Below are 26,078 nucleotides of genomic sequence, written 5' to 3' on the forward strand. Positions count from 1 at the left end.
ATATACCAAAAATTATTTCCAAAGAAATATTATATAGGGATTTTTAGAGGGATTACATTTACATTTAGTTGTCTATTTTTATTTCTAGCAGCCGGGATTTTGTTTGTTGATTGGAACAAGTTGTTTTAAACAGTAACATGAGGGTTACTGTTTTTTTCTTTGTAGTAAAGAGCTTTGTAAAGAGAGCGCTTTTTGTTCTGTTGTTAATAAGGAATGAATATGAACGTTTTCTGGACGAGGGACTATCGGATACATAAGATTTGTTGGAGAAGGGTGGTGCTCCGAGCCGGTTGGAGAATGAGGATCTGCATGAGTAAGTTTTCCATGAATACGTCTTGTAAATAAAATATGACCGATTTCGTGAGCGAGCGTATATATATTTTTCGTAGGGGCAGCCGAATTTGTTAAAACGATATAGCCAGTAAGTTGCTGTTGTTTTGCTAAAGAATAAGCGCAGGCAATTACTGCTGTTTCTTTGAAATAATCACTGCCAATATAACAAATATAAAGGTCGCATTCAGGAGCTTCATTTACACATGTTTGGAAAAAGGATGCCAACTTTTCTTGACTTTGAATGGAATTTTTATAACTGATTTCACGGTCAAAAAAACGGAAAAGTTCATTTAATACAATTACTTCTTGAATTTGAAATGTAATGGGGTGCCAAATTGATTCTGCAACAGCTAAATCTTTTGCGATGCGGTCATCAGAAATATCGGCGCCGGGAGTAATGCAAATACATATATTGACGTATGGATCCATAAGGAACACCTCAAATGAAAAAAAGTTCTTCCTATAATATATGTGGGGAAAAGATGTCATGTATGGATAAACGCCTTCTTTATTGAATATATAGATGACAAGTCGAAAAAATTTCATAGTTCTATAACATGGTATGGTCGTCTTTTTGATATAGTAAAGGAAAGGGGGAGAATATATGTATACATTAAAAATCGTTTCAGACAGAGAAGCACTTTATCAATTTGCGAGTTATGTAAGAGTTGTACAAGGGGTTGAAGATGTATATGTAGAGGTGGGAGAACCTTTATATGAACATCCTTTAATGAAGTTTTATGTACATATTAAGCTGAAAGAAACATATGAGCAGCATAAAGCGTTACAGGAAATAGCAAGATTAGTAGAATTGGGTCGTTTTACATATGTCCATTATCGTAATGATGAAATTGAGGAAGCTTTTGAAGCTGTAAAATATGAAAGTTTTAAGAAATAAAGATGAAAAAACGGAGGCGAAAGCTTCCTTTTTTTCTTTAAAATTACATGAACAAAAAGAGAGAAATTTTGTTATGATAAGGGAGGTTAGGGAAAGGGGAATTTACATATGGGGTATATTGAAGAGTTACGAAAAGTCGTTGGTACAAGACCGCTTATTCTCGTAGGATCAGCAATCATTATATTAAATGATAAACAAGAAGTATTGCTTCAATATCGTTCAGATACATATGATTGGGGTGTACCTGGCGGGGCGATGGAACTGGGTGAAACGACAGAAGAAACGGCACGTAGAGAGTTATTTGAGGAAACGGGGTTAACTGCAAAAATAATGCAATTTCTTGGTGTTCTATCAGGAAAAGAAGTATATTTCCGTTATCCGAATGGCGATGAAATTTTCAATGTCATTCATCTGTATCAGGCACATCATGTGAGCGGGGAATTAAAGCTCGATCATGAAGGGTTGAAACTTCAATATTTTCCAGTAGATAAGTTGCCAAAATTGAATGAAACGACAGAGAAAATTTTGCAAAAGTTTTTATATGCACTGACAGAATAGAAGGTTAATTCCTTCTATTTTTATTATATTAAATATTTTGATTTTTTAGTATGTTTATAGTATGATAGTTATAGATATACATCTTATGGAATTTCACCTAAAAACTTACTAGGGTACATAAGAGAGGGGCAAGTACAAAATGCATAATGTTGTTATTACAGCTGCAGTTCGTTCGCCAATTGGAACTTTTGGAGGAGCGCTAAAAAATGTAACGCCAGTAGAATTAGCTGTTCCTGTACTTCAGGAAGCTGTAAAACGAGGCGGGGTAGAACCACATGAAGTTGATGAAGTAATTTTAGGTCATTGTATTCAAAGAACTGATGAAGCAAATACAGCGAGAACAGCTGCATTAGCGGCAGGATTTCCTGACACAGTTACGGGATATACAATCCAACGTCAATGTTCTTCAGGTATGCAAGCAATTATGTCAGCTGCAATGCAAATCCAATTAGGTGTAAGTGATGTTGTTGTTGCAGGTGGAGTAGAAGCGATGAGTTCGAGCCCTTATGCATTGAAACAGCACCGCTGGGGACAACGTCTACAGCACGGAGAAATTCGTGATACGGTGTGGGAAGTGTTAGAAGATCCGATTCACCATATTATGATGGGTGAAACAGCGGAAAATTTAGTTGAACAATATGAAATTACAAGAGAGGAACAAGATGAAGTTGCTCTTCGCAGTCATACATTGGCACTGAAGGCAATCGAGTCTGGACACTTTGACGATCAAATTGTTCCTATTACAATAAAAGAACGTAGAAAAGAAGTAGTATTTTCGAAGGATGAGCATCCACGTGCAGATATTACAGCGGAAAAATTAGCAGGGTTAAAACCAGCATTCCGTAAAGATGGGTCTGTAACTGCAGGTAATGCATCTGGCCTGAATGACGGAAGTGCAGTTCTAGTATTAATGAGCGAAGAAAAAGCGAAAGAAAAAGGCTTACAACCGTTAGCTAGAATTGTTGGATATTCAGTAGCTGGAGTAGACCCGAAAATTATGGGTATTGGACCAGCACCAGCAATTCGTAAAGGTTTAGAAAAAGTAGATTGGTCATTGGAAGATGCAGATTTACTTGAAATTAATGAAGCTTTCGCGGCTCAATATTTAGCTGTAGAGAAAGAGTTAGGCTTAGACCGTGAAAAAGTGAACGTAAACGGTAGTGGCGTAGGACTTGGGCATCCAATTGGTTGTACAGGGGCTCGTATTACAGTAAGTTTAATTCACGAATTAAAAAGACGTGGGTTAGAAAAAGGAATTGCCTCTTTATGCGTCGGTGGCGGTATCGGGGTTGCCTTATTTATAGAAGCACTATAAAAAAGAAGCAGCTATTGCTGCTTCTTTTTTTACGACTCAAATAGATGATGGAATAATCGATCGCGATTTTCAAAGAAAAGTTTCGTCGTTTGGTAATGCTCAGTTTCTTCTAATGTGGATTCGTGAATTCCCTCTTGTGTTAAAGAATATATAGTGGATTCAGGATAAGCCATTAAAATAGGAGAATGCGTCGCAATAACAAATTGTGAACCTTGTTCCGCTAGCTCATGCATTCGAATAAGCATGGAAAGTTGTCTCATTGGTGATAGAGCGGCCTCAGGCTCATCTAAAATGTATAAACCTTGTCCTGAAAAACGGTTCATAAATAAGGAAAAGAATGATTCACCGTGTGATTGTTTGTGTAGTGAGATACCACCATAAGAGTTGATAACCGGGTTCCCACGTGCTTCTCTATCAGCATCTATTTCATCAATATAAGAAGCAACGTTATAAAATGATTCAGCGCGAAGAAAGAAACCGTCGTTTGGTGTATTGAAACTTTTGGAAATTCGAAGGTATTCATGTAAAGATGAATGTGAATCGTTAGTGCTAAAGCGGAAATTCTTCGTTCCACCTTCTGCATTAAAGCCTAACGAAATTGCAATTCCTTCAAGTAATGTTGATTTACCCGTTCCATTTTCTCCAATAATGAATGTTACATTTGGATGAAAAACTAGTGATTGTAATGTTCGGATAGCAGGTAAGCAGTAAGGATATGCGGAAAAACTAGGGATATTTTCTTTTTTTAATGTAACATTTTGTAAAAAGGGTACGTCAATCAATATATAAACCTCAATTCATAACGGATTTTGATTCTAAAAAGGCGGCAAATACAAGTGTTAATGACACCTGAATCCCTTCCTTATTTTCTGAATATTTTATGTGGATTATATCATTTAAACTATCATATTCCAATGTGAAAATAAATATTGCATGAAGATCCATTCTCTCGTTATGATATATGGTATTCTATTGAAAATGTGAGAAGGAGTTAAAGTATGCCGTTTACATTTGCACATCCAGCAGCAGTTCTTCCTTTTGCGAAAAAGCATTCTAAACATATTTCAGTAACGGCTCTTATATTAGGTAGTATGGTGCCTGACTTTGAATATTTTTTACACTTTAGACCGTATGGTGTTACTGGCCATAAATGGCTTGGGTTCTTATATTTAAATTTACCGCTTATATTTCTACTCGCATACATATATCATTACATTTTAAAAAAGCCGTTTATAACGCATTTACCTAAACCGTTTGCTGGTTATTATTCATATGCAATAGATGAGAGGTGGGGGCTACATACCTGGAAAGAATTCTTTGTATTTTGCTATTCTGCATTATTCGGTATGCTCACGCATGTTGTTTGGGATGCATTCACTCATAAGACAGGCTATTTCGTTATGAAAATACCATTATTACAAAGAGAATGGTACGGTATCTCTGTTTATAAATATATGCAACATGGAAGTACATGTATTGGTGTTCTACTATTAGTATACGTTTTATGGAAGTATAGAAATGAAATGGGTAAAGATCTTATTTTAGCTTCGGAAAAAAGAAAGTATTGGGTTTCAGTAATTGTTGTAGCAACTATTATATTTATCGTGCACGCGTTCCTAGATCCCTATTTTCATATTTTCCAAATTGGAGGTATAATAGTATCTGGACTGACAAGTTCATTTTGTGGACTTGTCATTGTTTCTATAGTTTACAAAGCCAGGGACTAATTTTATATTCATGAATGATAGCGTTAGGAGAAATGAAATGATGAAAGCATGGAAAAGTATTTTTGTTTTATGTAGTTTTCTTCTTATGTTAAGTGGTTGCTTCCATCAAGAAGAAAAGAAAGCTGAACCGAAGAAGAAAGAATCTATTCCTGAAACAAAAGAATATGGTGGGCGTGAGCTGAAAAAAGTAGGACAAAAAGTGAAAGAAACAGGATGGGGTACTTTTAAGTTAGAGCAGATGCATTCTGTGAATCAAACATTTGAAGTAGCGCCAATGAAAATTCACGTACAAGATGTGAAAGTAATTTCTTTATCACAGATGAGTGAAAAGGCAAAAAAAACATTGAAAGTATACACGGCACTAACCCCTGAAGAAGTAAAACGGAGATTAGGGGATAAAGTAAGCCAAGAAGATGCAGAATTATATGCATCGCTAAGTGGAACAGAGATTAGTAATACAATTCGTTACGTTGAGATTACATATAAAGTGGAGAATACCGCAAATAAAAATATGCAATTTTTCTCTATGAATGATGTTATGATTAATGGTAAGCAACATTTTAAAGTAGCCACTCAAAACTTTTTATATGACGAAGATACGTTAGTTGGTACAAAAAATGTATCAAGAGAAGACTATAAGCCTGGTGAAACAAGAGATGGTATTATTGGTCTAATACTTGACGATGGAAAAGACAAGGTAAAGGATATTCAGTTTACAACTGATGATTTACTTGCAGGAGATTCAGAAACACAAGATGTTGTAAAAGAGCCACAAACGTTTAACATCTCACTAAAATAATGTAAGGCAAAACAGTCAGCATTCAAATATTATGCTGACTGTTTTTTTATTTCTTTTATGTATGAATCTACATTTTGAAAAGGCACCTTAATTTTAAACGCATCTTTTTGTTCATTAAATTGCTTTTCATTGTAGGGACCGAAACGTTTATTGTGCTTTACGTCAATAATCCAATAATGTTCACTTTTTTTATTTGCAATTGCTGCGTCAGGGTTATTCGGATCTGATTTTTCCTCGGTTTGTTTTGCAATAATGTATTTATCATCCCAAGCAATGTCTGTAATTTTTGCAGGGATGTATTGTGTGGCATATACAGCATCTTGCGAGGGGAAAAGTTCAAATGCATTTCCAGAAGTACGTATGAGTTCGTATTCATCGTTAACCGTATAAGTTAAGTGACCTGTGTTTCCTGCACAACCAGTTAATAGGAAGGCGACGAATAGGATTATCCATTTTTTCAATATGGGAACCTCCTTTATAATGCTATTGTAACAAATTGTACAAGAAAAGTAAGAGAAAGGCTAGTTTACAATGTTTTTTAGAAGTGGTACGATGAGACGGGTAAAGAAGGATATGAAGGAGTCGACATAAAATGAAGTTAAAGATGCATCGTCCAGCGCTTGTAATGAATCGCATAGGTGCTTCCCTAATTGACATGTTTTTAATCTCGGTTATGTATGGTGTAGTAGTAGCTATTATGACCGGAAACTATAGTGCTATGTTTAAGCGCTTTAATATAAGCTTAGGTGATTTTAGATATGATTTCGCAGTAGTTTTTATATTAATGGCGATATATTTTATTGTGTTACCCTTTATTTGGAACGGTGTTACACTTGGAAAAAAGGTAACGAGAATAAAATTAATTTCATTGAAGAGTGAAAAGCTAACGTTGCAAACATTAATTATAAGATTTTTTGTAGTGTTATTACCGAACGTATTGCTATTAGGAATTCCATTAATATGTAATATATATATGATGTTGTTCCGCAAAGATAATTGTGGTTTTCAGGATTTAATTACAAAAACGAAAGTAATAAGTCTTGTATAATGAAAAAAAGACCTTTTTATATATAAAAGGGTCTTTTTGATTTTATAAGTATATGGGGAATGTTTACAGTAAGGAAAAGCTAAAATGTGTTAATTCTATTTATAATAGATTGAAAATTAAGAAAATGATATAATGATTAAAAATAATATCTTTATTCCGCCATATTGGGGCTGATTAAAATTTCACTTTATATAATAAGGGGGAGATTAAAATGACTGGAGGTAGTGTAATCTTTTGGGGGATTTTAATTTTCATCGGTTTAGTTTTCGATCAGCGTAATAATAAGAAAAAAGAAGGATAAAAAGTAAACGTTTACAAGTAAAATAGCAATTTTTCTTGCTTGCAGATTAATCTTATAAAGGAGTATACTGAATGACGGTAAGACTTATAGAAGGGGTAATGAAAATGAAGCTTGCAGGAAAAGTTGCTATCGTAACTGGCGGTGGCATCGGTATTGGACGTAATACAGCTCTTTTGTTGGCTAAACAAGGCGCAAAAGTTATTGTGACGGACATTGATCAAGAGAGTGGACAAGCAACAGTGGAGGAAATTATGAATCTAGGCGGAGAGGCACTTTTTGTATCCTATGATATGGGCAAGCAAGGAGATTGGCAACGCGTTATTAGCATTACTTTGAATGCATTCAGTCGCATTGATATGCTTTTTCAAAATGCAGGTTTATATAAAATAGATTCTATTTTTTCTCGCCAACAAGAGAACGATTCCAATGTACTTTGTATTAATGACGTTTGGATAGAGATAAAACAATTAACGTCATCTTTTATGAAACAGCAAGAAGAAGTGGTGCTTAGTGATTTACCGATTTTCGGTATTATTAGCACAAAAGGACAATCATTTCATACAGTAGAAGCCCTAGTATAATAATAAAAACCGCCCTCAATATATGTGGACGGTTTTTTTGTATGTGTATAGTAAAGATAAATTTTTTAGCGAATACGTTGTTCAGTTTGGTTATCAAAGAAATGTGCTTTATTCATATCAAATGCTAATTTAATTTGATCACCAGGTGAAAATGTATGTCTTGCATCTACACGTGCTGCAAAATCTTGATTTCCAAGTTTCATATATAAAATGGATTCAGCACCTAATAATTCAGCGACTTCAATTTTTGTTGTGAAGGCAGTAGATTGCGAAGCTTCTAAAAATAGTAGTTCATCATGAATGTCCTCTGGGCGAATACCTAAAACAATTTCCTTATTTACATAGCCTTGTTCACGTAGCATCTTCATTTTTCCTTCAGATACTTTAATTTTTATAGTATTGTCTATAACGAAATCGGTTTCAGTCAATTTACCACGGAAGAAATTCATCGCTGGTGAGCCGATAAATCCACCCACGAAAATGTTTTCTGGCGTTTCGTATACTTTTTTTGGAGTTCCAATTTGTTGGATTTTTCCATCCTTCATAACGACAAGACGCGAAGCCATAGTCATTGCTTCTGTTTGGTCATGTGTTACATAAATTGTTGTTGTTCCAAGGCGATGATGTAGCTTAGAAATTTCTGAGCGCATTGCAACACGGAGTTTAGCATCTAAGTTTGATAATGGTTCATCCATTAAGAAAACTTTTGCATCTCGAACGATTGCTCTACCTAACGCAACACGTTGGCGCTGTCCACCTGATAATGCTTTCGGTTTTCTATCTAAATATTGTTCAAGACCTAAAATTTTTGCTGCATCTTTCACACGACGATCGATTTCATCTTTTGGTATTTTTCGAAGTTTTAATCCAAATGCCATATTATCATATACACTCATATGTGGATAAAGAGCGTAGTTTTGGAATACCATAGCGATATCTCGATCTTTTGGAGGAACATCATTCATTAGTTTACCATCAATTGAAAACTCGCCTTTTGAAATATCTTCAAGTCCAGCTACCATTCGTAATGTTGTAGATTTTCCGCATCCAGAAGGACCGACAAATACAATAAATTCTTTATCTTGAATGTGTAAATTAAAATCAGTTACAGCTGTTACGTTATTATCATATATTTTATAAATGTTTTCTAATTTAAGTTCTGCCATGGTATTTCCCCCTAGAAATAATTATGCAAACGTTTTCTTTGAGTTCATTATAAACGAATAGATTCAAAAAATAAATAAAAAAATAAAACGTTTTCATTTATTGGAGATTTATTAGTGGTTTTCATATGTTTTCTTAGAAAAAGAACAATAAAAATTGTAAGCGCTATTTTAAATTGAGATAGAATCTGTTATCATTCATTAATGAAAACGTTTGCGCCTTAAAAAAGAGAAAAATGAATGATGAATGAAATGGGGTAGCATAATGGAAAAACAATGGTGGAAAGAAAGTGTAGTATATCAAATTTATCCTCGTAGCTTTATGGATAGTAATGGTGATGGTATAGGAGATCTTCAAGGGATTATTTCAAAGCTAGATTACTTAAAAGAGTTAGGGATTGATGTGATTTGGTTATCACCAGTCTATGAATCTCCAAATGATGATAATGGTTATGATATAAGCGATTATTGTAAAATTATGAACGAGTTCGGAACAATGGAAGATTGGGATGAGCTATTACATGAAATGCATGAACGTAATATGAAACTTATGATGGACTTAGTTGTTAATCATACTTCGGATGAACATAATTGGTTTATTGAATCACGTAAATCAAAAGATAATAAATATAGAGATTACTATATATGGCGCCCTGGAAAAGAAGGGAAAGAACCGAACAACTGGGGAGCTGCTTTTAGTGGATCTGCATGGCAGTATGATGAAATGACGGATGAATATTATTTACATCTGTTTTCTAAAAAACAGCCAGATTTAAATTGGGATAATGAAAAGGTAAGACAAGATGTTTATGAAATGATGAAGTTTTGGTTAGAAAAAGGAATTGATGGCTTCCGTATGGATGTTATTAATTTTATTTCTAAAGAAGAGGGATTACCAGCTGTTGAAACAGAAGAAGAGGGGTATGTTTCAGGTCATAAGCATTTTATGAACGGTCCAAACATTCATAAATATTTACATGAAATGAATGAGGAAGTATTATCGCATTATGATATTATGACGGTTGGTGAAATGCCTGGTGTAACGACAGAAGAAGCGAAATTGTATACTGGAGAAGAACGAAAAGAGTTGCAAATGGTATTCCAATTTGAACATATGGATTTAGATTCAGGAGAAGGTGGAAAGTGGGATGTAAAACCATGCTCACTTCTTACTTTAAAAGAGAATTTAACAAAGTGGCAAAAAGCATTAGAGCATACCGGATGGAATAGCCTTTATTGGAATAATCATGATCAGCCTCGCGTTGTATCTCGTTTTGGTAATGATGGAATGTATCGCATTGAATCAGCAAAAATGTTAGCGACAGTTCTTCATATGATGAAAGGAACGCCATATATTTATCAAGGAGAGGAAATTGGAATGACGAACGTTCGATTCCAATCAATTGATGAATATCGAGATATTGAAACGTTAAATATGTATAAAGAAAAAGTGATAGACCATGGTGAAGATATAGAAAAAGTAATGGAATCTATTTATATAAAGGGTCGTGATAATGCTAGAACTCCGATGCAGTGGAATGATCAGAATCACGCTGGATTTACAAAAGGTGAACCTTGGATTACTGTAAATCCTAACTATAAAGAGATTAATGTGAAACAAGCAATCCAAGATGAAGGTTCAATTTTTTATTACTATAAGAAATTAATTGAACTACGCAAAAATAATGAAATAGTTGTGTATGGATCATATGATTTAATATTAGATAATGACCCTTCTATTTTTGCTTATGTAAGAACATATGGAGATGAAAAACTACTTGTCATTGCAAACTTTACTGCGGATGAAAGTGTATTTGAAATGCCTAAGGATATTAGTTATAGTGAATCAGAGTTATTTATACACAATTACGATGTAGAAATCGGATCAATAGATAACATTCCATTACGTCCGTATGAAGCGATAGTGTTCAAATTGAAATAAGAAAAAGCCTTATGCCATTTCGAACTTGGCATAAGGCTTTTTTGGATTACCATTTTAATATGGAGAATCCATATGGAGGAAGTGTAACTTGTAATACACTTGCTTCCGCTGAAAATTCTTCGTTTGTATAAATGTTAATTATTTTCTTACCAGTAACATGAAGAGGGAGTGAAACTGTAACTTCACTATTAGTAGAGTTTAAAACGAAAAAGATAGTTTCATCCTCATATGTTTTCGTATAAGAAATATAATTATGTTCATCATTTGCTTCGATGAATTGAAAAGTACCATGTCCTCCAAATGCTTTATGTTGTTTACGTAATAAAATCAATGTTTGTATATGGGTAAATAATGCATGATCTTGTTCTTTAGTATCCCAAATCATACATTTACGGCAATCAGGGTCCATGCCGCCATCCATACCAATTTCATCCCCGTAATAAATACAAGGAGAGCCGATGAAAGAAAGATGGAATACATAGAGCAATTTCAACTTATTTTTATCTCCGTTGCATGTTGTTAAAATTCTTGGAGTATCATGGCTGTCTAATAAATGAAATGCTGCTTCATTTACATTCATAGAGTAGGAATGTAGAGATTCTGTAATTTGCTTCATGAATTCACTTGCTTTAATGGAATCGTTAGCAAAGTAAGAAAGTAGAGCATTTGTAACAGGATAGCTCATGACAGCATCAAATTGATCGCCTTGTAGCCACGGAAGGGCATCGTGCCAAATTTCTCCCAAAATATATACTTCAGGATTTAGTGTCTTTATTTCAGTTCGGAATTCTCTCCAAAAGTTGTGATCGACTTCATTGGCGACATCAAGGCGCCAGCCATCTATATTGAATTCTCGTACCCAATAACGTCCTACTTCAAGTAAGTATTCTTTTACATCTGGATGAGCTGTATTTAATTTAGGCATATACGGTGTAAAGGCGAAAGTATCATAATTTGGAAGTGGTTCGGTTATAATCGGAAATTCATGAATGTGGAACCACTCTTTATATGCGGACTTCTCACCATTCTCTAGTACGTCTTGAAATTTCTCGAAAAAGTATCCACTATGATTAAACACAGCATCGAGCATTACTTTTATACCGTGCTTATGACATTCTTCAACGAGCTCTTTAAAAGTTTCTTTCGTCCCAAATTGTGGGTCAATTTCCATATAGTCAATTGTGTCATATTTATGGTTTGAATGAGCTTTGAAAATAGGTGTGAAATATATTCCGGAAATGCCAAGCTTAACAAGGTAATCAAGGTTTTGAATAACACCAGAAAAATCTCCGCCGAAAAAATTAGTTGGAGTTGGATTCGCACTTCCCCAAGGAAGGGTGTTTTCTGGATTCAGCGTACTATCGCCATTAGCGAATCGCTCAGGGAAAATCTGATACCAAATGGTGTCTTTAATCCAAGATGGTGCTTTGAATACATCATCTGCATGAATAAATGGAAAACAGAAAAAGTTACCAACATCATCATTTGGAATGCTAGAAAAGAATCCTCGCTCTGCATAAATAAGAGTGTCTGTTTCAGATTTTAATTCAAACCCATAACGTAAGCGCTTAAATTTTGGTTCGATTGCAATGGACCAATAATCAAATAATGCAGTAGAACCCGTTTTTTTCATGGGTGTACTTGCTGATATCCATTTCCCGTCTTTCCATTCGTAAGGATCACCGTAAATAAGATCGGCGCTTTGAATATCATCTCTCTTAGTACGTACTCGGATGTGAATTGTTTGTTCATCATAAGCGTATGCATAATTATCTTTCGGCCTATGATAAATGGCTTCTTTAAACATATAGAAAATCCCCCTTCAATATCTCTATACATAGTATTCCCTTAAGTGTAATAATAAAGCCTGTATTGCAAACGATTGCCTTTCTCGTAGCTTTAATATTGCTTATAAGAGTAGTATTCATTTTATATAAAGTCAATGTATAAAGAGTATAATGACATAATTTTTAAATTAATATTTGCAAAATGAATAAAAGAATGTATAATGATAGACAAATAGCGCAAACGTTTTCATAGATTGAGATATTGTTTGCGCTTCAATTAAACTATTAAATGCAAACGTTTTCAGTTAATGAGGTACATAGACAATTTAGGGAGGTTTTTGGGATGAAGAAAGCATTATCATTATTAACGGTTTCAGCATTATCTATTGGTATGTTATCTGCATGTGGACCGAAAGATTCAGGGAAAAAAGAGGAAAGTAAAGCGAAAAAAGACTATGATCTTCTTGTTTGGGAAGATGATAAAAAAGGTGTTGGTTTAGAACCAGCAGTGAAAAGCTTTGAGGAAAAATATAAAGTAAAAGTAAAAGTTGTTGAAATGCAAATGACAGATCAAGTGAAGAAGTTACGCCTTGATGGGCCAGCGGGGACTGGACCAGATGTTGTAACATTGCCACACGATCAAATCGGAAATGCAGTAACAGAAGGTTTACTTTCTGAAGTGAAAGCAGATGATGCTGTAAAGAGTAAATTTACTAATTCATCAATAGAAGCACAGACATATAACGGAAAATTATATGGTTTACCAAAAGCAATTGAGACACCAGTCTTTATTTACAATAAAAAACTAATGCCAAAAGCGCCAGAAACGATGGACGAGCTGTTTAACTTCTCAAAAGAATTTACGAAAGATGGCAAGTACGGATTTTTAGCATTAGGAGATAACTTCTACTTTGCTAATGCATTCATGGCAGGTATGGGCGGTTATGTATTTGGTGAAAAAGATGGAAAGCCAAATGCAAGTGATGTTGGATTAAATAATAGTGGAGCAGTACAAGGTGCTGAATATCTTCAAAAATGGTACAAGGAAAAATTATTCCCAAAAGGTATTATCGGTGAATCAGGTGGGCCTGCTGCTGATGGACTATTCAATGAAGGAAAAGCAGCTTCTATCATGAATGGCCCATGGGCGTTCCAAGCAATGGAAAAGAACGGGATTGATTATGGCGTTGCTCCAATGCCGAAATTACCAAATGGTCAACCAATGAAAACGTTTGTTGGGGTTAAAGGATGGCATGTAACAAGTTTCTCTAAACAAAATGATTTAGCTACAAAATTCACTGAGTGGGTAACAAATGAAGAAAACGCAAAAATTCGATTTGAGAAAACAAAAGAAATTCCTCCAGTAAAATCAGTAATGGAAGATCCAATTATTAAAGATAACGAAGCTGCAAAAGCAGTTGCAACGCAATCTGAAAATGGAATTCCAATGCCAAACATTCCAGAAATGCAAGAAGTTTGGAAACCAGCTGGAGATGCGCTTCAATTAGTTGTTACAGATAAAGAGGCACCAAAAGCGGCGCTTGATAGTGCAGTGAAACAAATTAAAGGTAATATTGAGGCAAATCATAACAAGAAAAAATAAGGTGAAATTCGTGCCTCTAATATGAGAGGCACGAATTCTCTCCCTTCCATGTAGGAAGAAAAAAGGGGGAAGGAACATGCAAACATCTATGGAACCAGCAAATGGGTTAAACCATTCAAAGCATAGGAAAATGGCAACCATGTTATCAATCATTCCAGGCGTGGGCCAAATGTATAATAAACAATTTGTAAAAGGTCTTATTTTTCTAGTATTAACAGGTTCTTTTATTGTAGCCTTTGCTGATTTATTAAATATGGGATTATGGGGTATTGTAACGCTTGGTACAGAAGTTCCACGTGACCATTCTGTCTTTCTATTAGTAGAAGGAATCTTGGCCCTTATCGTTATCGCTTTTGGGCTAGGCATATATGCATTTAACTTATATGATGCATACCAAAATGGAAAGAAACGTGATAGCGGAACACCGTTAAATTCTGTAAAAGAGCAATATCGTAATTTGTTAGATCAAGGTTTTCCTTATTTAATGGTTTCACCAGGTTTTCTACTACTTATCTTTGTGGTCGTATTTCCAATCATCTTCGTAATTTTAATTGGATTTACAAACTATGATTTATATCATTCTCCTCCAGCTAAATTAGTAGATTGGGTGGGCTTTAAAAACTTTATTGATATTTTCACTTTACCGATGTGGAGAGAGACATTTGTAAGTGTATTCTCTTGGACTGTCATTTGGACATTCGTTGCAACAACATTACAAGTTGCACTTGGTATTTTCTTAGCGATTATCGTAAATCAGCCTGGTATTAAAGGAAAGGCGATTATTCGAACAATCTTCATTTTACCGTGGGCGGTTCCAGCATTCGTATCTATTCTTGTTTTCTCTGGTATGTTTAATGAAACATTCGGAGCGATTAACAATCAAGTATTAGCTTTATTCGGAATTGAAAAGATTGCTTGGATGACAGATCCATTTTGGGCGAAGATTGCTTTAATTATGATTCAAACGTGGCTTGGGTTCCCGTTTATCTTTGCGATGACAACAGGTATACTGCAATCGATTCCGGGAGAATTATATGAAGCGGCTACAGTAGATGGAGCGACAGCTTGGCAACAGTTTCGTAAAATTACATTGCCACTTGTGTTATATGCAACAGCACCAATATTAATTACGCAATATACGTTTAACTTTAATAACTTTAGTATCATCTATCTATTTAATGGTGGAGGTCCTGCTGTAGCTGGACAAGACGCAGGTGGAACGGATATTTTAATTTCATGGATTTATAAGTTAACGATGACTTCAGCGCAGTACGGAAAAGCAGCAGCTCTTACAATGATATTATCGTTAATTGTTATTACAGTTGCGTTATGGCAATTTAAGAGAACAAAATCATTCCAAGAAGAGGATATGATGTAAATGAATATTAAAAGACAGAAGATGTTACGTCTCTCATTAAGTTATTTAGTTATTTTCGTAATGTGTGCCATCATTTTCTATCCGTTATTATGGATTATTGGCTCATCGTTTAATCCAGGTGATAGTTTATCTGGATCAAGTATTATTCCACAAAATGCAACGTTAGATCATTATCGTAAGTTATTAGATCTAGAGAATAGTAATTACTTACTATGGTATAAAAACACATTAAAAGTAAGTGTTTTAACGATGATTTTCTCAGTGTTAGCAATTAGTTTTACCGCTTATGCATTTTCGAGATATCGTTTTGTTGGAAGAAAAAATGGTTTATTAACATTTTTAATTCTGCAAATGATTCCAAACTTTGCAGCGTTAATTGCTTTATACGTATTAGCTCAATTAACAGGATTAATTGATACACACCTTGCATTAATTTTAATTTATGTAGGCGGGGCTATTCCGATGAATACATGGCTTATGAAAGGGTATTTTGATACGATTCCGAAAGAACTGGATGAATCAGCTCGAATGGATGGAGCAGGACATTTTCGTATTTTTTGGCAAATCATTATGCCACTTGCAAAGCCAATCGTAGCGGTTGTAGCGTTATTTACTTTCATTGGTCCATTTACAGATTTCATTTTAGCGAGTATTATTTTGCGAACACCAGAAAATTATACTTTAGCAGTTGGATTATATGAAATGGTTGCGAAGAAATTCGGTAATGAATTTACAACGTTTGCAGCGGGTTCTGTGTTAATTGCGATCCCAATTTCAATTTTATTCCTATCACTACAAAAATACTTTATTTCTGGTTTAACAGCTGGAGGTACAAAAGGATGAAAAATGGGACATTACGTCCCATTTTTCTTTTCATCTCCCTATAAATAAGTTTATAGGGAGATGAAAAGAGATTTGACATCACATGTGAAAAGAAGTGAAATAAATAGTATATTATAGTATAGGAAAAAATAGCTATATCCCTTACAATACATGAAGAGGGAGAATAGGATTAGTTTTGCAAGATATAAGAAATGAAAGTTTATGACTTGCAATGAGTGCGAGATAAAATATATGAAAAATGGCAGAGAAATGAGAGGAGGGGGATTTTTATGACAGTTACAATTAAAGATGTGGCGAAGCAAGCGAATGTTGCACCATCAACAGTTTCTCGTGTAATTGCTGATAATCCAAGTATAAGTGAAAAGACAAAGCGCCGTGTTAGGAAAGTGATGAGTGAATTAGGGTATCATCCCAATTTAAATGCGAGAAATCTTGCGAACCAAACGACGAAAACACTTGGTCTTGTTATGCCAAGTTCTGCAAGTAAAGCTTTTCAAAATCCATTTTTCCCAGAAGTTATAAGAGGGATTAGTTCATTTGCACACGTAGAAGGTTATGCGCTTTACATGTCGACAGGTGAAACGGAAGAAGAAATTTTTAATGGTGTCGTAAAGATGGTACAGGGACGCCAAATTGGTGGCATTATTCTTTTATATTCAAGGGAGAATGATCGGATTATTCAATATTTACATGAACAAAATTTCCCGTTTGTTTTAATAGGAAAACCATATGATCGAAAAGATGAAATTACATATGTAGATAATGACAATTATACAGCTGCAAGAGAAGTGGCAGAATATTTAATTTCATTAGGGCATAAGCAAATCGCGTTCATTGGTGGTGGATCAGATTTACTTGTAACGAGAGATCGTTTAGCTGGTATGAGTGATGCCTTGAAATTAGCAGACATTGTATTACCAAAAGAATATATTTTACATTTTGATTTTTCGAGGGAAAGTGGTCAACAAGCTGTTGAGGAATTAATGGGACTGCAGCAACCGCCAACGGCAATTATGGCAACGGATGACTTAATTGGACTTGGTGTGTTAAGTGCTCTTTCTAAAAAAGGATTCGTTGTACCGAAAGATGTTTCTATTGTAAGCTTTAATAATGCTTTATTATCAGAAATTGCGAGCCCTCCACTTTCGACAGTTGATGTGAATATTTATCAGCTAGGATATGAGGCAGCAAAAGCTTTAGTTGATAAAGTAGAGAATGCAGAATCCACTGCAAAGTGTATCATTATTCCTCATAAATTACTAAAACGTCAAACTTGTGATCATTATGCATAAAAAAGCTAAGAGTTTAACTCTTAGCTTTTTTCATTAGAAAGGCTTCTAATCGGTCGCAGCCTTCTTTTAAAGTTTCGATACTATACGCATAGGACAAGCGAAGGTAGCCTTCACCGTATTCAGAGAATGCTGTTCCAGGAACTACAGCTAGTCCCGCTTCTTTGACAAGATCAAGTGCAAAATCAAATGATGAAGATGTCAAATGACCAACATATGGGAATAAGTAAAATGCACCTGTTGGCTTTTCAACTGTTAATCCCATTTGAGTGAGTCTATTATATACGTAATCACGGCGTTTTTTATATTGGTGGCGCATCATTTTTGGTGCGTCTTTAGCTGCTGTTAATGCTTCAATTGCAGCGTATTGAGCGATTGAAGTAGCACACGTTACATTGTATTGATGAACTTTTAATATGTGTCCTGCTAAATAACTTGGTGCAAATAAAAGTCCAACACGCCAGCCAGTCATAGAATGTGATTTAGATAAACCGTTAATGACAATTGTTTTTTCACGCATTTCTGGGAAATGAGCGATAGATGTATGCTTTTGTTCATATACAAGCTCGCTATAAATTTCATCTGAAAGGACGAAAATATTTTTATCTTTTAAAACATCTACAATATCTTTTAGCTCTTCTGTTGATAAAGTTACACCGGTTGGGTTAGAAGGATACGGTAGTACGATGCATCTTGTTTTTTCTGTAATAGCATTTTTAAGCGCTTCAGCTGTTAAACGAAATCCAGTTTCACGAACATCTACAAAAATAGGCGTTGCACCGCATAATCGAATAATAGGTTCGTAGCCTGGATAAATAGGAGCAGGTAAAATTACTTCTGTTCCTGGCTCTAAAATCGTTCGGAATGCAACATCAATTGCTTCGCTAGCACCGATTGTAACGATGGTTTCGTTTTCAGGTGAATAATGTAAATCGTAGTTATCTTTTACGAAGTTACAAGCTGCCTTACGTAATTCTAGTAAACCAGCGTTATGTGTATAGCTTGTATAGTTTTCTGTAATAGCCCGTTTAGCCGCTTCTTTCACGAGAGAAGGTGTAGGGAAATCGGGTTGTCCAATTGTTAAAGAAATCAAATTATCATAGTTTTGAATCATGTTAGAGAACTGACGGATTCCAGAAATTTGGATGTCCTTCACTCTAGGGTTAATGAATTGTTCCATTGTATCTCCCTTTCTTCCGTTTGAAAATTAAGTTCATTTTATCATATTTTCTATGATTACGCTTTGTATATGTTATTTAGAAAGAGAGAGAAAAGAGAAAAAAAGCCGCTATAAGCGACTTTTTAATATCCGTATTCCCAATCTATTTCATCTTCATTCCAGAGTACAGAGGATACCTTGCCAAGGTGAACGACTGATTCGTTTACAGCACATGTGCAGTTTTCATCTCCCGCTTTATGCTGTAACTCTTCATATACTGATTTTTCAACATTTTCTAGAACAACCAAATTTTCTTCTTTTAAAACAAGCGTAGTACCCGCCATATTTATCTTCCTCCTACTAAAGTAATGATCACTTATTTGTAAACATAGATAGTATGGATTATATGCTGTATTTTGCTATAATTGTCCGTCTAAAAAAGTATTTTTATATTTTCTTTGTAATCCGTATTCATTGTATACTGCACGAAGGAAATTTGGTACAGGGTTTACAATCATTTCGAAAATCTGTAACAATTATTATGAGTTGTTAACAAAGAATTAACAAATATGTTAAGAAAAATCAAAATTTTAAAACAAATACACCTATAAAATGATATAATCATATCAAAATACATATAGGGGATGAGAGGTTATGGAGCTTATCCGTGATTTATTGATTCAAATTGCCATCATAATTTTGCCACTATTTTTATATGAAGCGATTCGTTTAAATCGCTATCAAGAAATGCCTCCGAAGCCAAATCGTTACTTTATTATGTTTTTATCTAGCGTTACGCTCGTTCTCTCCATGACATACTCTATTTGTTTTGGCAATGTGTGTGGGTATAACTTTCACCCCATTCCAATTGTCAGTGGTTTTTTATATGGTGGGATTGTTGGTTTAATCCCAGCGGTTATTTTTGTTGCATATGAATGGTTACTAAAGGGAATGAGCTTTCTTCCAGTTTTAGAAGTAATATTTTTATTGATAGTTCCGCTATTTTTATCAAAGAAATGGTCTCTTTTTTCAAGGGATAAGAAATTAATTTTAGCATTTATGATTTCATCATTTTATGTGCTTGTTTCTTTAGTATTAGGCATGATTAATGTTCTTTTGGAAACAGGATTTACACCGTATATTTCGCAAATATATAGCGGATTTATATTTGCCTCGCTTATTATGGTCATGACAATGGTATTCCAGGTGTATTTAACTGAATATTTAAATGAAAATGCATTGCTACGTACAGAGATGCAAAAATCAGAAAAGCTTAATATTGTAAGTGAGTTAGCAGCAAGTGTGGCACATGAAGTTCGAAATCCACTAACTGTTGTTCGTGGATTTATCCAATTGCTAGAAAGTACGGAAGATGTGAAGAATAAGGATTATATGCGTCTCGTATTAGCTGAATTGGATCGGGCGGAACAAATTATTTCAGATTACTTAAATTTAGCAAGGCCGCAAATTGAGAAAAAAGAACACATTTGTTTATCAGCCCAATTAATAGAAATGACCACTCTTATGTCGTCATTTGCAGCGATGCAAGGTGTATATTTACAAGTTGAAATTTCAGAAAGTCTTTATACGATTGGTGATAAGACAAAATTGAAGCAAGCTATTATGAATGTTGTTAAAAATGGTATTGAAGCAATTCAAGGAAATAAAGGATATTTAAAAGTAACAGCTATTCAAAAAGATGAAACAATCATAATAAGAGTTAAAGATAGTGGTGTTGGTATGACGAAAGAACAGTTAGCAAGGCTTGGGCAACCATATTATTCTTTAAAAGAAAAAGGGACAGGATTAGGACTTATGGTAACATTTAGTATTTTACAAGCGCATAATGGTACATTGGAATATAAGAGTGAAAGTGGAAAAGGCACTGAAGCAATTATTATATTACCAGCTGTACAAAATAAGGAATAAAAGTTACCGATGAAAGGTAACTTTTTATTTTATATTGTTTATTCATTTGTTTTTTCTTGTTTTGCTCTGCTAAATAAACTTTTAAATGATTGAAAGAAGCTTTGCTCTTTTGAGGCAGCAACCATTCTTTTTGTTTCTTGAATTTCTCGAATAACTTGCATAAGCTGTGCATCACGGTTACTGTCTTTGTTATAAATTTGACTAACAAGTTTATTCATTTTTTCTTCCTGTTTGGATTCTCGTTTATACATATGATTCATTAATAAGTCCATCTTTTCTTTTTGCAGTGCATCTGTTTGAGCGGCGTGATCGACTAACTCTTGAAGCATTTTTTCTTGAGAGCCTTCTTTTACATAAACTTGTTGCATCAATTCGTCTAGTTTCTCATCCTTTAAACGATTTTGTGTAATTAGAGTAGAATTTTGATGAATAATTGCTTCATTTAATTGAGCTAGCATTTCAAGTTTTAACATGAACTCCTCAAAGTTACGCCCATCTTCTTTTTCTTTCGTTTGTATCTCTTGCTTATCTTGTATAACTGGTACAGGTGGGGCCTCTTTTTCTTTTAAAATAATCGGTATCGTTTCTGAAATATCTTCTTGTAATGTAGCAGCTCTTTCGTGTATAGATTTCAATAGTTTTAAATCATCAAGTTTATAAATACGAGCATCAGCTGTTTTGGAAATCATATAACCATGTTCCTCTAACAGCTGACTATATTTGCGAACTATATGTTTTGGGATGCCTGTTTTATTCGTGACATCTTTCGTTTTATAGGTAGCTTCCATCATATTTCCTCCCCAAAAAGTATCGTATATATCATTTCAATCTTTTATGAGGACTTCCTTTGAAAAAGAATGTCGGAAGGCTATTAGTTTTCTACAGCATTAGTGAAAAAATGAAAATTTTTGGCGGAATGGCAAGGAATAACTAAAATAATGTCTGAAAACATATACAGGAGAAGTTTGTTATAATAACGGAGGAAAAGAAACTGGTAGAAACATGGAGGTATACATGAAGCAATTAAAAGGTATTATCATTTCAATTATCGCAATTCTGTCTATTTTAGTAGCAGTTTATGAAGTACTTGTGCCAGAGGAAACAAGTGTAAAGAAAACGAATACGTATGATCAAGTGTTAGAATTTCCGAAAGAACGTTATCCAGAGACAGGAAAACATATTACGGATGCTATAAAAGAAGGGCATTCAGAAGTTTGTACAATCGATCGTGGTGGTGCTGCAGATAGAAGGAAATTGTCGTTAGCACCATATCCATCAAAAAAAGGGTATGATCGTGATGAATGGCCAATGGCGATGTGCAAGGAAGGCGGAAAAGGAGCACATATTGAATATATAAGTCCGGCGGATAACCGCGGAGCAGGCTCTTGGGTAGGGAATAAGTTAGATAAATACCCAGATGGTACGCGAGTAAAATTTGAAGTGAAGTAGTAGTTGTATATTTCATAATGAAGGAGAAGGGGAACTATGGAGTTAACGATTTCTTATTCGCAATTAATGTTGATGAACTATGACGGTGAGCAGCCTTATGTAGATTGGACTGATGAAGATTTTGAAAGAGGTTATGCTAAGGCAGATGGAACTGTTATTTTTGAAGCACTTTCTGATTATACTTGTGAAGTGAAAGTGACCCCAGGGAAACATATTGAAAAAGAAGAAGTAGTTAGAACGATTACGGTTCCTTTTACAGTTGAAAATGAAAGTATCGTTATAACGAGTATTCTTTCTAATAAATTTCAAATACCTATTCCAAATGGTGAGTATACAGTTGTATTACAAGCAATTCCTCTTGAAGAGCCAACGGATGATGAATTATATAAAATACAATATGAATTCTTTTTTGAAAGTAAAGAATAAAAAATGGGTTATCCTGAGAAAAGGATAACCCATTTTTGTTATGCGTTTGTTTTTAAAAGGGAACGAGCATCTTTCGCTGCTTGCACCATATGTTCTAAAGCTGGAATAACTTCTTCTGTTCTTCTCGTTTTTAAACCACAATCGGGATTAATCCAGAAATATTTAGGATCACATACTTCTAAAGATTGTTCTACGATTTTATACATTTCATCTTTACTCGGTACACGTGGGCTATGAATATCATATACACCTAGGCCAATGCCTTTTTCATATGTTGTATGTTTTAATGTATCAATAAATTCTCCGTGACTTCTTGATGTTTCGATAGAAATTACATCTGCATCTAATGCGCGAATCGCGTCAACAATATCTTCGAAGTTACTGTAACACATATGAGTATGAATTTGTGTTTCATTTGCTACAGAAGAAGTTGCTAAAAGGAAGGATTGTATTGCCCATGTAATATAAGCATCCCAATCTTTTTCTTTTAGTGGCATTCCTTCACGAAGTGCGGGCTCATCGACTTGGATTACTCTAATTCCAGAAGATTCAAGTAGTTCAATTTCGTGACGAAGAGCTAGTGCAATTTGATACGAAACTTCTTTTCTTGGAATATCATTTCGAACGAAGGACCAATTTAAAATTGTAACAGGTCCGGTTAACATTCCTTTTACAACTTTCTCTGTTAAGCTTTGTGCATAAACTGTTTCCTTAATAGTCATGCCGTTAATAAAGGCTACATCACCATAAATAACAGGTGGTTTTACGCAGCGGGAACCGTATGATTGTACCCAACCGTTTTTAGTGAATGAGAAACCAGCAAGGCGCTCACCAAAATATTCGACCATGTCAGTTCTTTCAAATTCACCATGTACAAGTACATCAAGCCCAATTTCTTCTTGGTAACGAATCCATTTTTCTGTCTCTTTTTCAATAAATTGTTCATATTGGTCATTTGAAATAACACCGTTACGCCATTCTTTTCGCGTTTGACGAACTTCAGTTGTTTGCGGGAAGCTACCAATAGTCGTTGTTGGTAATAGCGGTAACTCTAGAGCAACTTGTTGTAATTCGTATCGTTTTTCAAATGGAAGAGGACGTGAAAAATCTTCTTCTTTTAGTGCTGTTCGTGCTGCTTTGACATCTTCTCGGTTACGTGCAGCAGATGAACGAATTGTATGATGTACGTTTCGATATGTTTCCAGCTCATTACTAATGCTTTCTGTACCTTGAGTGAGAGCGGAATGAATAAGAACTAACTCTTCTAATTTTTGATTTGCAAATGCTAACGCATCAAACAGCTCAGTCGATAAGTGAGTTTCTTCTGTTTTATCGATTGGTGTATGCAATAAGCTACAAGAAGGCTGAACGATGATATCTTTCGTTTGGACTTGTTTTTGTAACGTTGTAAATAACTCAAGAACTTCATCAAGGTCAGCTCTCCAAATGTTACGGCCATCTATACAACCGACAGCTAAAGTTTTATCAGTTGGGAATCCATATTTTGAAATAGCATTTAGATTACCTTCTTTACCATGAATGAAATCTAATCCAATACCGGATACCGGGAATGTAATAATTTCTTCATAGTTTTCTTCTACGCTATCAAAATATGTTTGTAAAAGAAGAGTCGCATTTGGAACTTCTTTACGAATAGCTTCATAAATTTCTTTTGCTTGTTGAACTTCTTTTTTAGTTAAAGAAGCGAAAATCGGTTCATCAACTTGAATGGCTTGTGCCCCAGCTGCATGTAGTTCTGAAAGCAGTTGTACGTATGGTGCAACTAACTGTTTTAAAATGTTAGGAAATTGTTCTTGTGTATAGCCTTTAGCTAATTTTAAGAAAGTATATGGTCCTAAAATAACAGGCTTTCCATCTACTCCTAATTCTTGTTTTGCCTCTTCGTATAAGCGAAGTGGGCGATTATCTTTTAAAGAGATTTGTAATCCCTCTTCATATTCAGGAACGATATAGTGATAGTTTGTGTTAAACCATTTTGTCATTTCGGAAGCTACGTGATCTTTAGAGCCACGCGCCATTGCGAAATATACATCAAGGTAAGATGTAAACTCAGAAAAACGTGATGGAATAAATCCTAGCATATAGGCAGTATCCAAAACGTGATCATAATATGTAAAGTCGCCAATTGGAATGAGTTCAATCCCTTTTTCTTGCTGTACTTTTACGTGTTGAAGGCGAATTTCTTTCATTGTTGTTAAAAATTGTTCTTCATCGATTTTATTGGACCAAAAAGCTTCCAATGTTTTTTTCCACTCTCGTTGTAGTCCGATACGTGGATAACCTAAGTTACTTGTTTGAATTGCCATTTTAAATTCCTCCCTAATTGAAAGTAAGCATTTCCGTTTACTAGGAAATACCTATAACAAAAAGTACAAAGACATAGAAAATAAGCCTTCCTTTTTGTTTTAACACCTCATCATCATCCGTGAATCTATCAGTGTTGTTAAAACAGGCAGGTCTCCTGACTTATGCTTCATATAATTTCTTTCACCTTCCCGTTTTCACAGTGGCACCAAAAAGAAATCTCAGCATTTACAGTGGCGGGACCGTGTTGGAGTTTCACCAAGCTTCCCTTTTAAACACGAAACGAAACTTTCGTGTACCTATTTTCCTTTTGAAAGGAATTTAACAAGCGATATGATATTGAAACAAATTCTAACACAATTTTTGGAATTTTGTCTACTGTTTTGAAATAAGAAAATTCAAAAGTTTTTATTTCTTATTATTATGACTTTTCATCCTGGATTAACTAATAATATTACAGTATAAAAAGAGAAATTGAGCTATGAAAGAAGTAGGGATGCCTTCTTTCATAGCTCAATTTTCATCTATAGCAACTTCTGAAAGTCGGCCTGCTATAGCATCTTTAAGGAGGGTGTTTAGCCATTGTAATTCAACTGTAATATGCTCAATTACACTTTGCAAAATATATAGTTGTGCACGTGGAACCTTTCCTTTATTACAATCATATATCGTTTGCATAGTATGTAAATATTGAAGAGTATCGTTTTTCTTTTTTTCTAAAATAGGAACTAATTCGTGATCATTGCTAAAGTGAGCGAAAGATAAGGCCGAATAAATAGGTTTATATATTTGGTTTTTGGCTTCGAATTGTTTTAATAGTAAAGTGTGGAATAGTTTTTTGCCTTCTTCTGTTATATGAAAAATCGTTTTGTCAGGTCGATTTGTGTCTCTAATTACATTTGTAATATGAATTGCGCCTTGCTTTTCTAATTGCTCGAAGGCGTAATAAAGTGATCCTTTAGCATATTTAATGTAACAATCCATTTGTCGTTCTTTCATAATATGCTGCACTTCATATGGATGTTTATCTCCTTCGAGTAGCAAGCCGAGAATGACTAATTTCATGCTCATGCTGTCTCAACTCCTGTATATAAAAACTTTATCCAGTAAGATCCCCACCCAAAAATTCAGCGGAAGCAAAGAAGTTAGGTGGGGATTAACTGCCCGTAAAAGCCCGATTGGTGAGGGCTAATAATCAGTGGGGGATGAACACCCCCCACTGATT

At 34.7% G+C, this 26,078-nt stretch carries 26 protein-coding genes and 1 riboswitch; of the genes, 16 read left to right on the top strand and 10 right to left on the bottom strand.

All coding sequences use genetic code 11. The features are described 5' to 3' along the window. Window positions 1-144: 144 nt before the first annotated feature. Window positions 145-762 (bottom strand): ImmA/IrrE family metallo-endopeptidase, encoded by a 618-nt coding sequence (locus B9A45_RS09260; RefSeq protein WP_000371609.1) that lies wholly within the window; start codon window positions 760-762, stop codon window positions 145-147. Between the two features lie 175 nt (window positions 763-937). On the opposite strand from B9A45_RS09260, the gene B9A45_RS09265 reads away from it, so the two are divergent. The 3 genes from B9A45_RS09265 to B9A45_RS09275 all read left to right on the top strand — a co-directional run bounded on the left by B9A45_RS09265 (window position 938) and on the right by B9A45_RS09275 (window position 3,104). Next, a complete protein-coding gene (locus B9A45_RS09265; protein WP_000288330.1) occupies window positions 938-1,231 on the top strand; it encodes a DUF3928 family protein in 294 nt (97 codons plus the stop codon). A 108-nt stretch (window positions 1,232-1,339) separates the two neighbouring features. Next, window positions 1,340-1,789 (top strand): NUDIX hydrolase, encoded by a 450-nt coding sequence (locus B9A45_RS09270; RefSeq protein WP_002005651.1) that lies wholly within the window; start codon window positions 1,340-1,342, stop codon window positions 1,787-1,789. A 139-nt stretch (window positions 1,790-1,928) separates the two neighbouring features. Next, window positions 1,929-3,104 carry an acetyl-CoA C-acetyltransferase gene (locus B9A45_RS09275; protein ID WP_000552075.1) on the top strand — a complete coding sequence of 392 codons (1,176 nt, stop codon included), beginning with the start codon at window positions 1,929-1,931 and terminating at the stop codon, window positions 3,102-3,104. Window positions 3,105-3,133: 29 nt separating this feature from the next. Here B9A45_RS09275 and B9A45_RS09280 read toward each other — a convergent pair whose 3' ends face one another. After that, window positions 3,134-3,886, bottom strand: coding sequence for an AAA family ATPase (locus tag B9A45_RS09280; RefSeq protein ID WP_084064000.1), 753 nt, complete (start codon window positions 3,884-3,886; stop codon window positions 3,134-3,136). A gap of 216 nt (window positions 3,887-4,102) precedes the next feature. Between B9A45_RS09280 and B9A45_RS09285 the strand changes: the two genes are divergently transcribed. Next, on the top strand, window positions 4,103-4,831 hold the full coding sequence (locus tag B9A45_RS09285; protein ID WP_084064001.1) for a DUF4184 family protein: 729 nt from the start codon (window positions 4,103-4,105) through the stop codon (window positions 4,829-4,831). Window positions 4,832-4,868: 37 nt separating this feature from the next. After that, window positions 4,869-5,630: a hypothetical protein gene (locus B9A45_RS09290; RefSeq protein WP_084064002.1), complete on the top strand. Its 762-nt coding sequence runs from the start codon at window positions 4,869-4,871 to the stop codon at window positions 5,628-5,630. A gap of 29 nt (window positions 5,631-5,659) precedes the next feature. Here B9A45_RS09290 and B9A45_RS09295 read toward each other — a convergent pair whose 3' ends face one another. Continuing rightward, on the bottom strand, window positions 5,660-6,091 hold the full coding sequence (locus B9A45_RS09295; protein ID WP_000758785.1) for a DUF3997 domain-containing protein: 432 nt from the start codon (window positions 6,089-6,091) through the stop codon (window positions 5,660-5,662). 131 nt (window positions 6,092-6,222) lie between these two features. Here B9A45_RS09295 and B9A45_RS09300 point away from each other — a divergent pair, with 131 nt between their 5' ends. The 3 genes from B9A45_RS09300 (at window position 6,223) to B9A45_RS09310 (ending at window position 7,560) form a co-directional block, all read left to right on the top strand. Beyond that, complete coding sequence (locus B9A45_RS09300) at window positions 6,223-6,678, top strand: RDD family protein (protein ID WP_000769098.1); 456 nt, start codon at window positions 6,223-6,225, stop codon at window positions 6,676-6,678. 211 nt (window positions 6,679-6,889) lie between these two features. Further along, complete coding sequence (locus B9A45_RS09305; protein WP_000145650.1) at window positions 6,890-6,979, top strand: hypothetical protein; 90 nt, start codon at window positions 6,890-6,892, stop codon at window positions 6,977-6,979. Window positions 6,980-7,050: 71 nt separating this feature from the next. Next, window positions 7,051-7,560, top strand: a complete 510-nt coding sequence (locus B9A45_RS09310) for an SDR family NAD(P)-dependent oxidoreductase (protein WP_000218410.1) — start codon at window positions 7,051-7,053, stop codon at window positions 7,558-7,560. Between the two features lie 65 nt (window positions 7,561-7,625). Here B9A45_RS09310 and ugpC read toward each other — a convergent pair whose 3' ends face one another. Next, the gene (gene ugpC, locus B9A45_RS09315; protein ID WP_084064003.1) at window positions 7,626-8,726 is read right to left on the bottom strand and encodes an ABC transporter ATP-binding protein; all 1,101 of its coding nucleotides are present in this window, start codon (window positions 8,724-8,726) and stop codon (window positions 7,626-7,628) included. Between the two features lie 262 nt (window positions 8,727-8,988). On the opposite strand from ugpC, the gene malL reads away from it, so the two are divergent. Further along, window positions 8,989-10,665, top strand: coding sequence for an oligo-1,6-glucosidase (gene malL / locus B9A45_RS09320; protein ID WP_000415178.1), 1,677 nt, complete (start codon window positions 8,989-8,991; stop codon window positions 10,663-10,665). Window positions 10,666-10,711: 46 nt separating this feature from the next. Here malL and B9A45_RS09325 read toward each other — a convergent pair whose 3' ends face one another. After that, on the bottom strand, window positions 10,712-12,472 hold the full coding sequence (locus B9A45_RS09325) for an alpha-glycosidase (RefSeq protein ID WP_084064004.1): 1,761 nt from the start codon (window positions 12,470-12,472) through the stop codon (window positions 10,712-10,714). A gap of 323 nt (window positions 12,473-12,795) precedes the next feature. On the opposite strand from B9A45_RS09325, the gene B9A45_RS09330 reads away from it, so the two are divergent. From B9A45_RS09330 to malR, 4 genes are all read left to right on the top strand, one after another. After that, complete coding sequence (locus B9A45_RS09330; RefSeq protein ID WP_000709923.1) at window positions 12,796-14,055, top strand: extracellular solute-binding protein; 1,260 nt, start codon at window positions 12,796-12,798, stop codon at window positions 14,053-14,055. Between the two features lie 76 nt (window positions 14,056-14,131). Continuing rightward, on the top strand, window positions 14,132-15,433 hold the full coding sequence (gene malC, locus B9A45_RS09335; protein WP_001194996.1) for a maltosaccharide ABC transporter permease MalC: 1,302 nt from the start codon (window positions 14,132-14,134) through the stop codon (window positions 15,431-15,433). Then, window positions 15,434-16,276, top strand: coding sequence for a maltosaccharide ABC transporter permease MalD (gene malD, locus B9A45_RS09340; protein ID WP_001022608.1), 843 nt, complete (start codon window positions 15,434-15,436; stop codon window positions 16,274-16,276). A 269-nt stretch (window positions 16,277-16,545) separates the two neighbouring features. Continuing rightward, window positions 16,546-17,568 (top strand): maltose operon transcriptional repressor MalR, encoded by a 1,023-nt coding sequence (gene malR / locus B9A45_RS09345; RefSeq protein ID WP_000219053.1) that lies wholly within the window; start codon window positions 16,546-16,548, stop codon window positions 17,566-17,568. Between the two features lie 13 nt (window positions 17,569-17,581). On the opposite strand, the gene B9A45_RS09350 is transcribed toward malR, so the two are convergent. Beyond that, window positions 17,582-18,745, bottom strand: a complete 1,164-nt coding sequence (locus tag B9A45_RS09350) for an aminotransferase A (RefSeq protein WP_000434578.1) — start codon at window positions 18,743-18,745, stop codon at window positions 17,582-17,584. A gap of 122 nt (window positions 18,746-18,867) precedes the next feature. Continuing rightward, a complete protein-coding gene (locus B9A45_RS09355; RefSeq protein WP_000929277.1) occupies window positions 18,868-19,068 on the bottom strand; it encodes a hypothetical protein in 201 nt (66 codons plus the stop codon). A 310-nt stretch (window positions 19,069-19,378) separates the two neighbouring features. Between B9A45_RS09355 and kinB the strand changes: the two genes are divergently transcribed. Further along, a complete protein-coding gene (gene kinB / locus B9A45_RS09360) occupies window positions 19,379-20,653 on the top strand; it encodes a sporulation sensor histidine kinase KinB (protein WP_000420369.1) in 1,275 nt (424 codons plus the stop codon). Window positions 20,654-20,691: 38 nt separating this feature from the next. Here kinB and B9A45_RS09365 read toward each other — a convergent pair whose 3' ends face one another. After that, complete coding sequence (locus B9A45_RS09365; protein ID WP_000388471.1) at window positions 20,692-21,441, bottom strand: DUF3967 domain-containing protein; 750 nt, start codon at window positions 21,439-21,441, stop codon at window positions 20,692-20,694. A 226-nt stretch (window positions 21,442-21,667) separates the two neighbouring features. Here B9A45_RS09365 and nucA point away from each other — a divergent pair, with 226 nt between their 5' ends. Both nucA and comJ read left to right on the top strand, forming a co-directional pair. Beyond that, window positions 21,668-22,102, top strand: a complete 435-nt coding sequence (nucA, locus tag B9A45_RS09375; RefSeq protein WP_000811494.1) for a DNA-entry nuclease — start codon at window positions 21,668-21,670, stop codon at window positions 22,100-22,102. A 36-nt stretch (window positions 22,103-22,138) separates the two neighbouring features. Then, window positions 22,139-22,528, top strand: a complete 390-nt coding sequence (gene comJ / locus B9A45_RS09380; protein ID WP_000424030.1) for a competence protein ComJ — start codon at window positions 22,139-22,141, stop codon at window positions 22,526-22,528. A 38-nt stretch (window positions 22,529-22,566) separates the two neighbouring features. On the opposite strand, the gene metE is transcribed toward comJ, so the two are convergent. Both metE and B9A45_RS09390 read right to left on the bottom strand, forming a co-directional pair. Next, window positions 22,567-24,855, bottom strand: coding sequence for a 5-methyltetrahydropteroyltriglutamate--homocysteine S-methyltransferase (gene metE, locus B9A45_RS09385; RefSeq protein ID WP_084064005.1), 2,289 nt, complete (start codon window positions 24,853-24,855; stop codon window positions 22,567-22,569). Between the two features lie 127 nt (window positions 24,856-24,982). After that, a riboswitch (cobalamin riboswitch) is annotated at window positions 24,983-25,171 on the bottom strand. A 195-nt stretch (window positions 25,172-25,366) separates the two neighbouring features. After that, window positions 25,367-25,924, bottom strand: coding sequence for a PadR family transcriptional regulator (locus B9A45_RS09390; RefSeq protein ID WP_000062063.1), 558 nt, complete (start codon window positions 25,922-25,924; stop codon window positions 25,367-25,369). Window positions 25,925-26,078 lie beyond the last annotated feature (154 nt).

Origin of the sequence: Bacillus sp. JKS001846, assembly GCF_900176455.1 — a bacterium.
Lineage (GTDB): Bacteria > Bacillota > Bacilli > Bacillales > Bacillaceae_G > Bacillus_A > Bacillus_A cereus.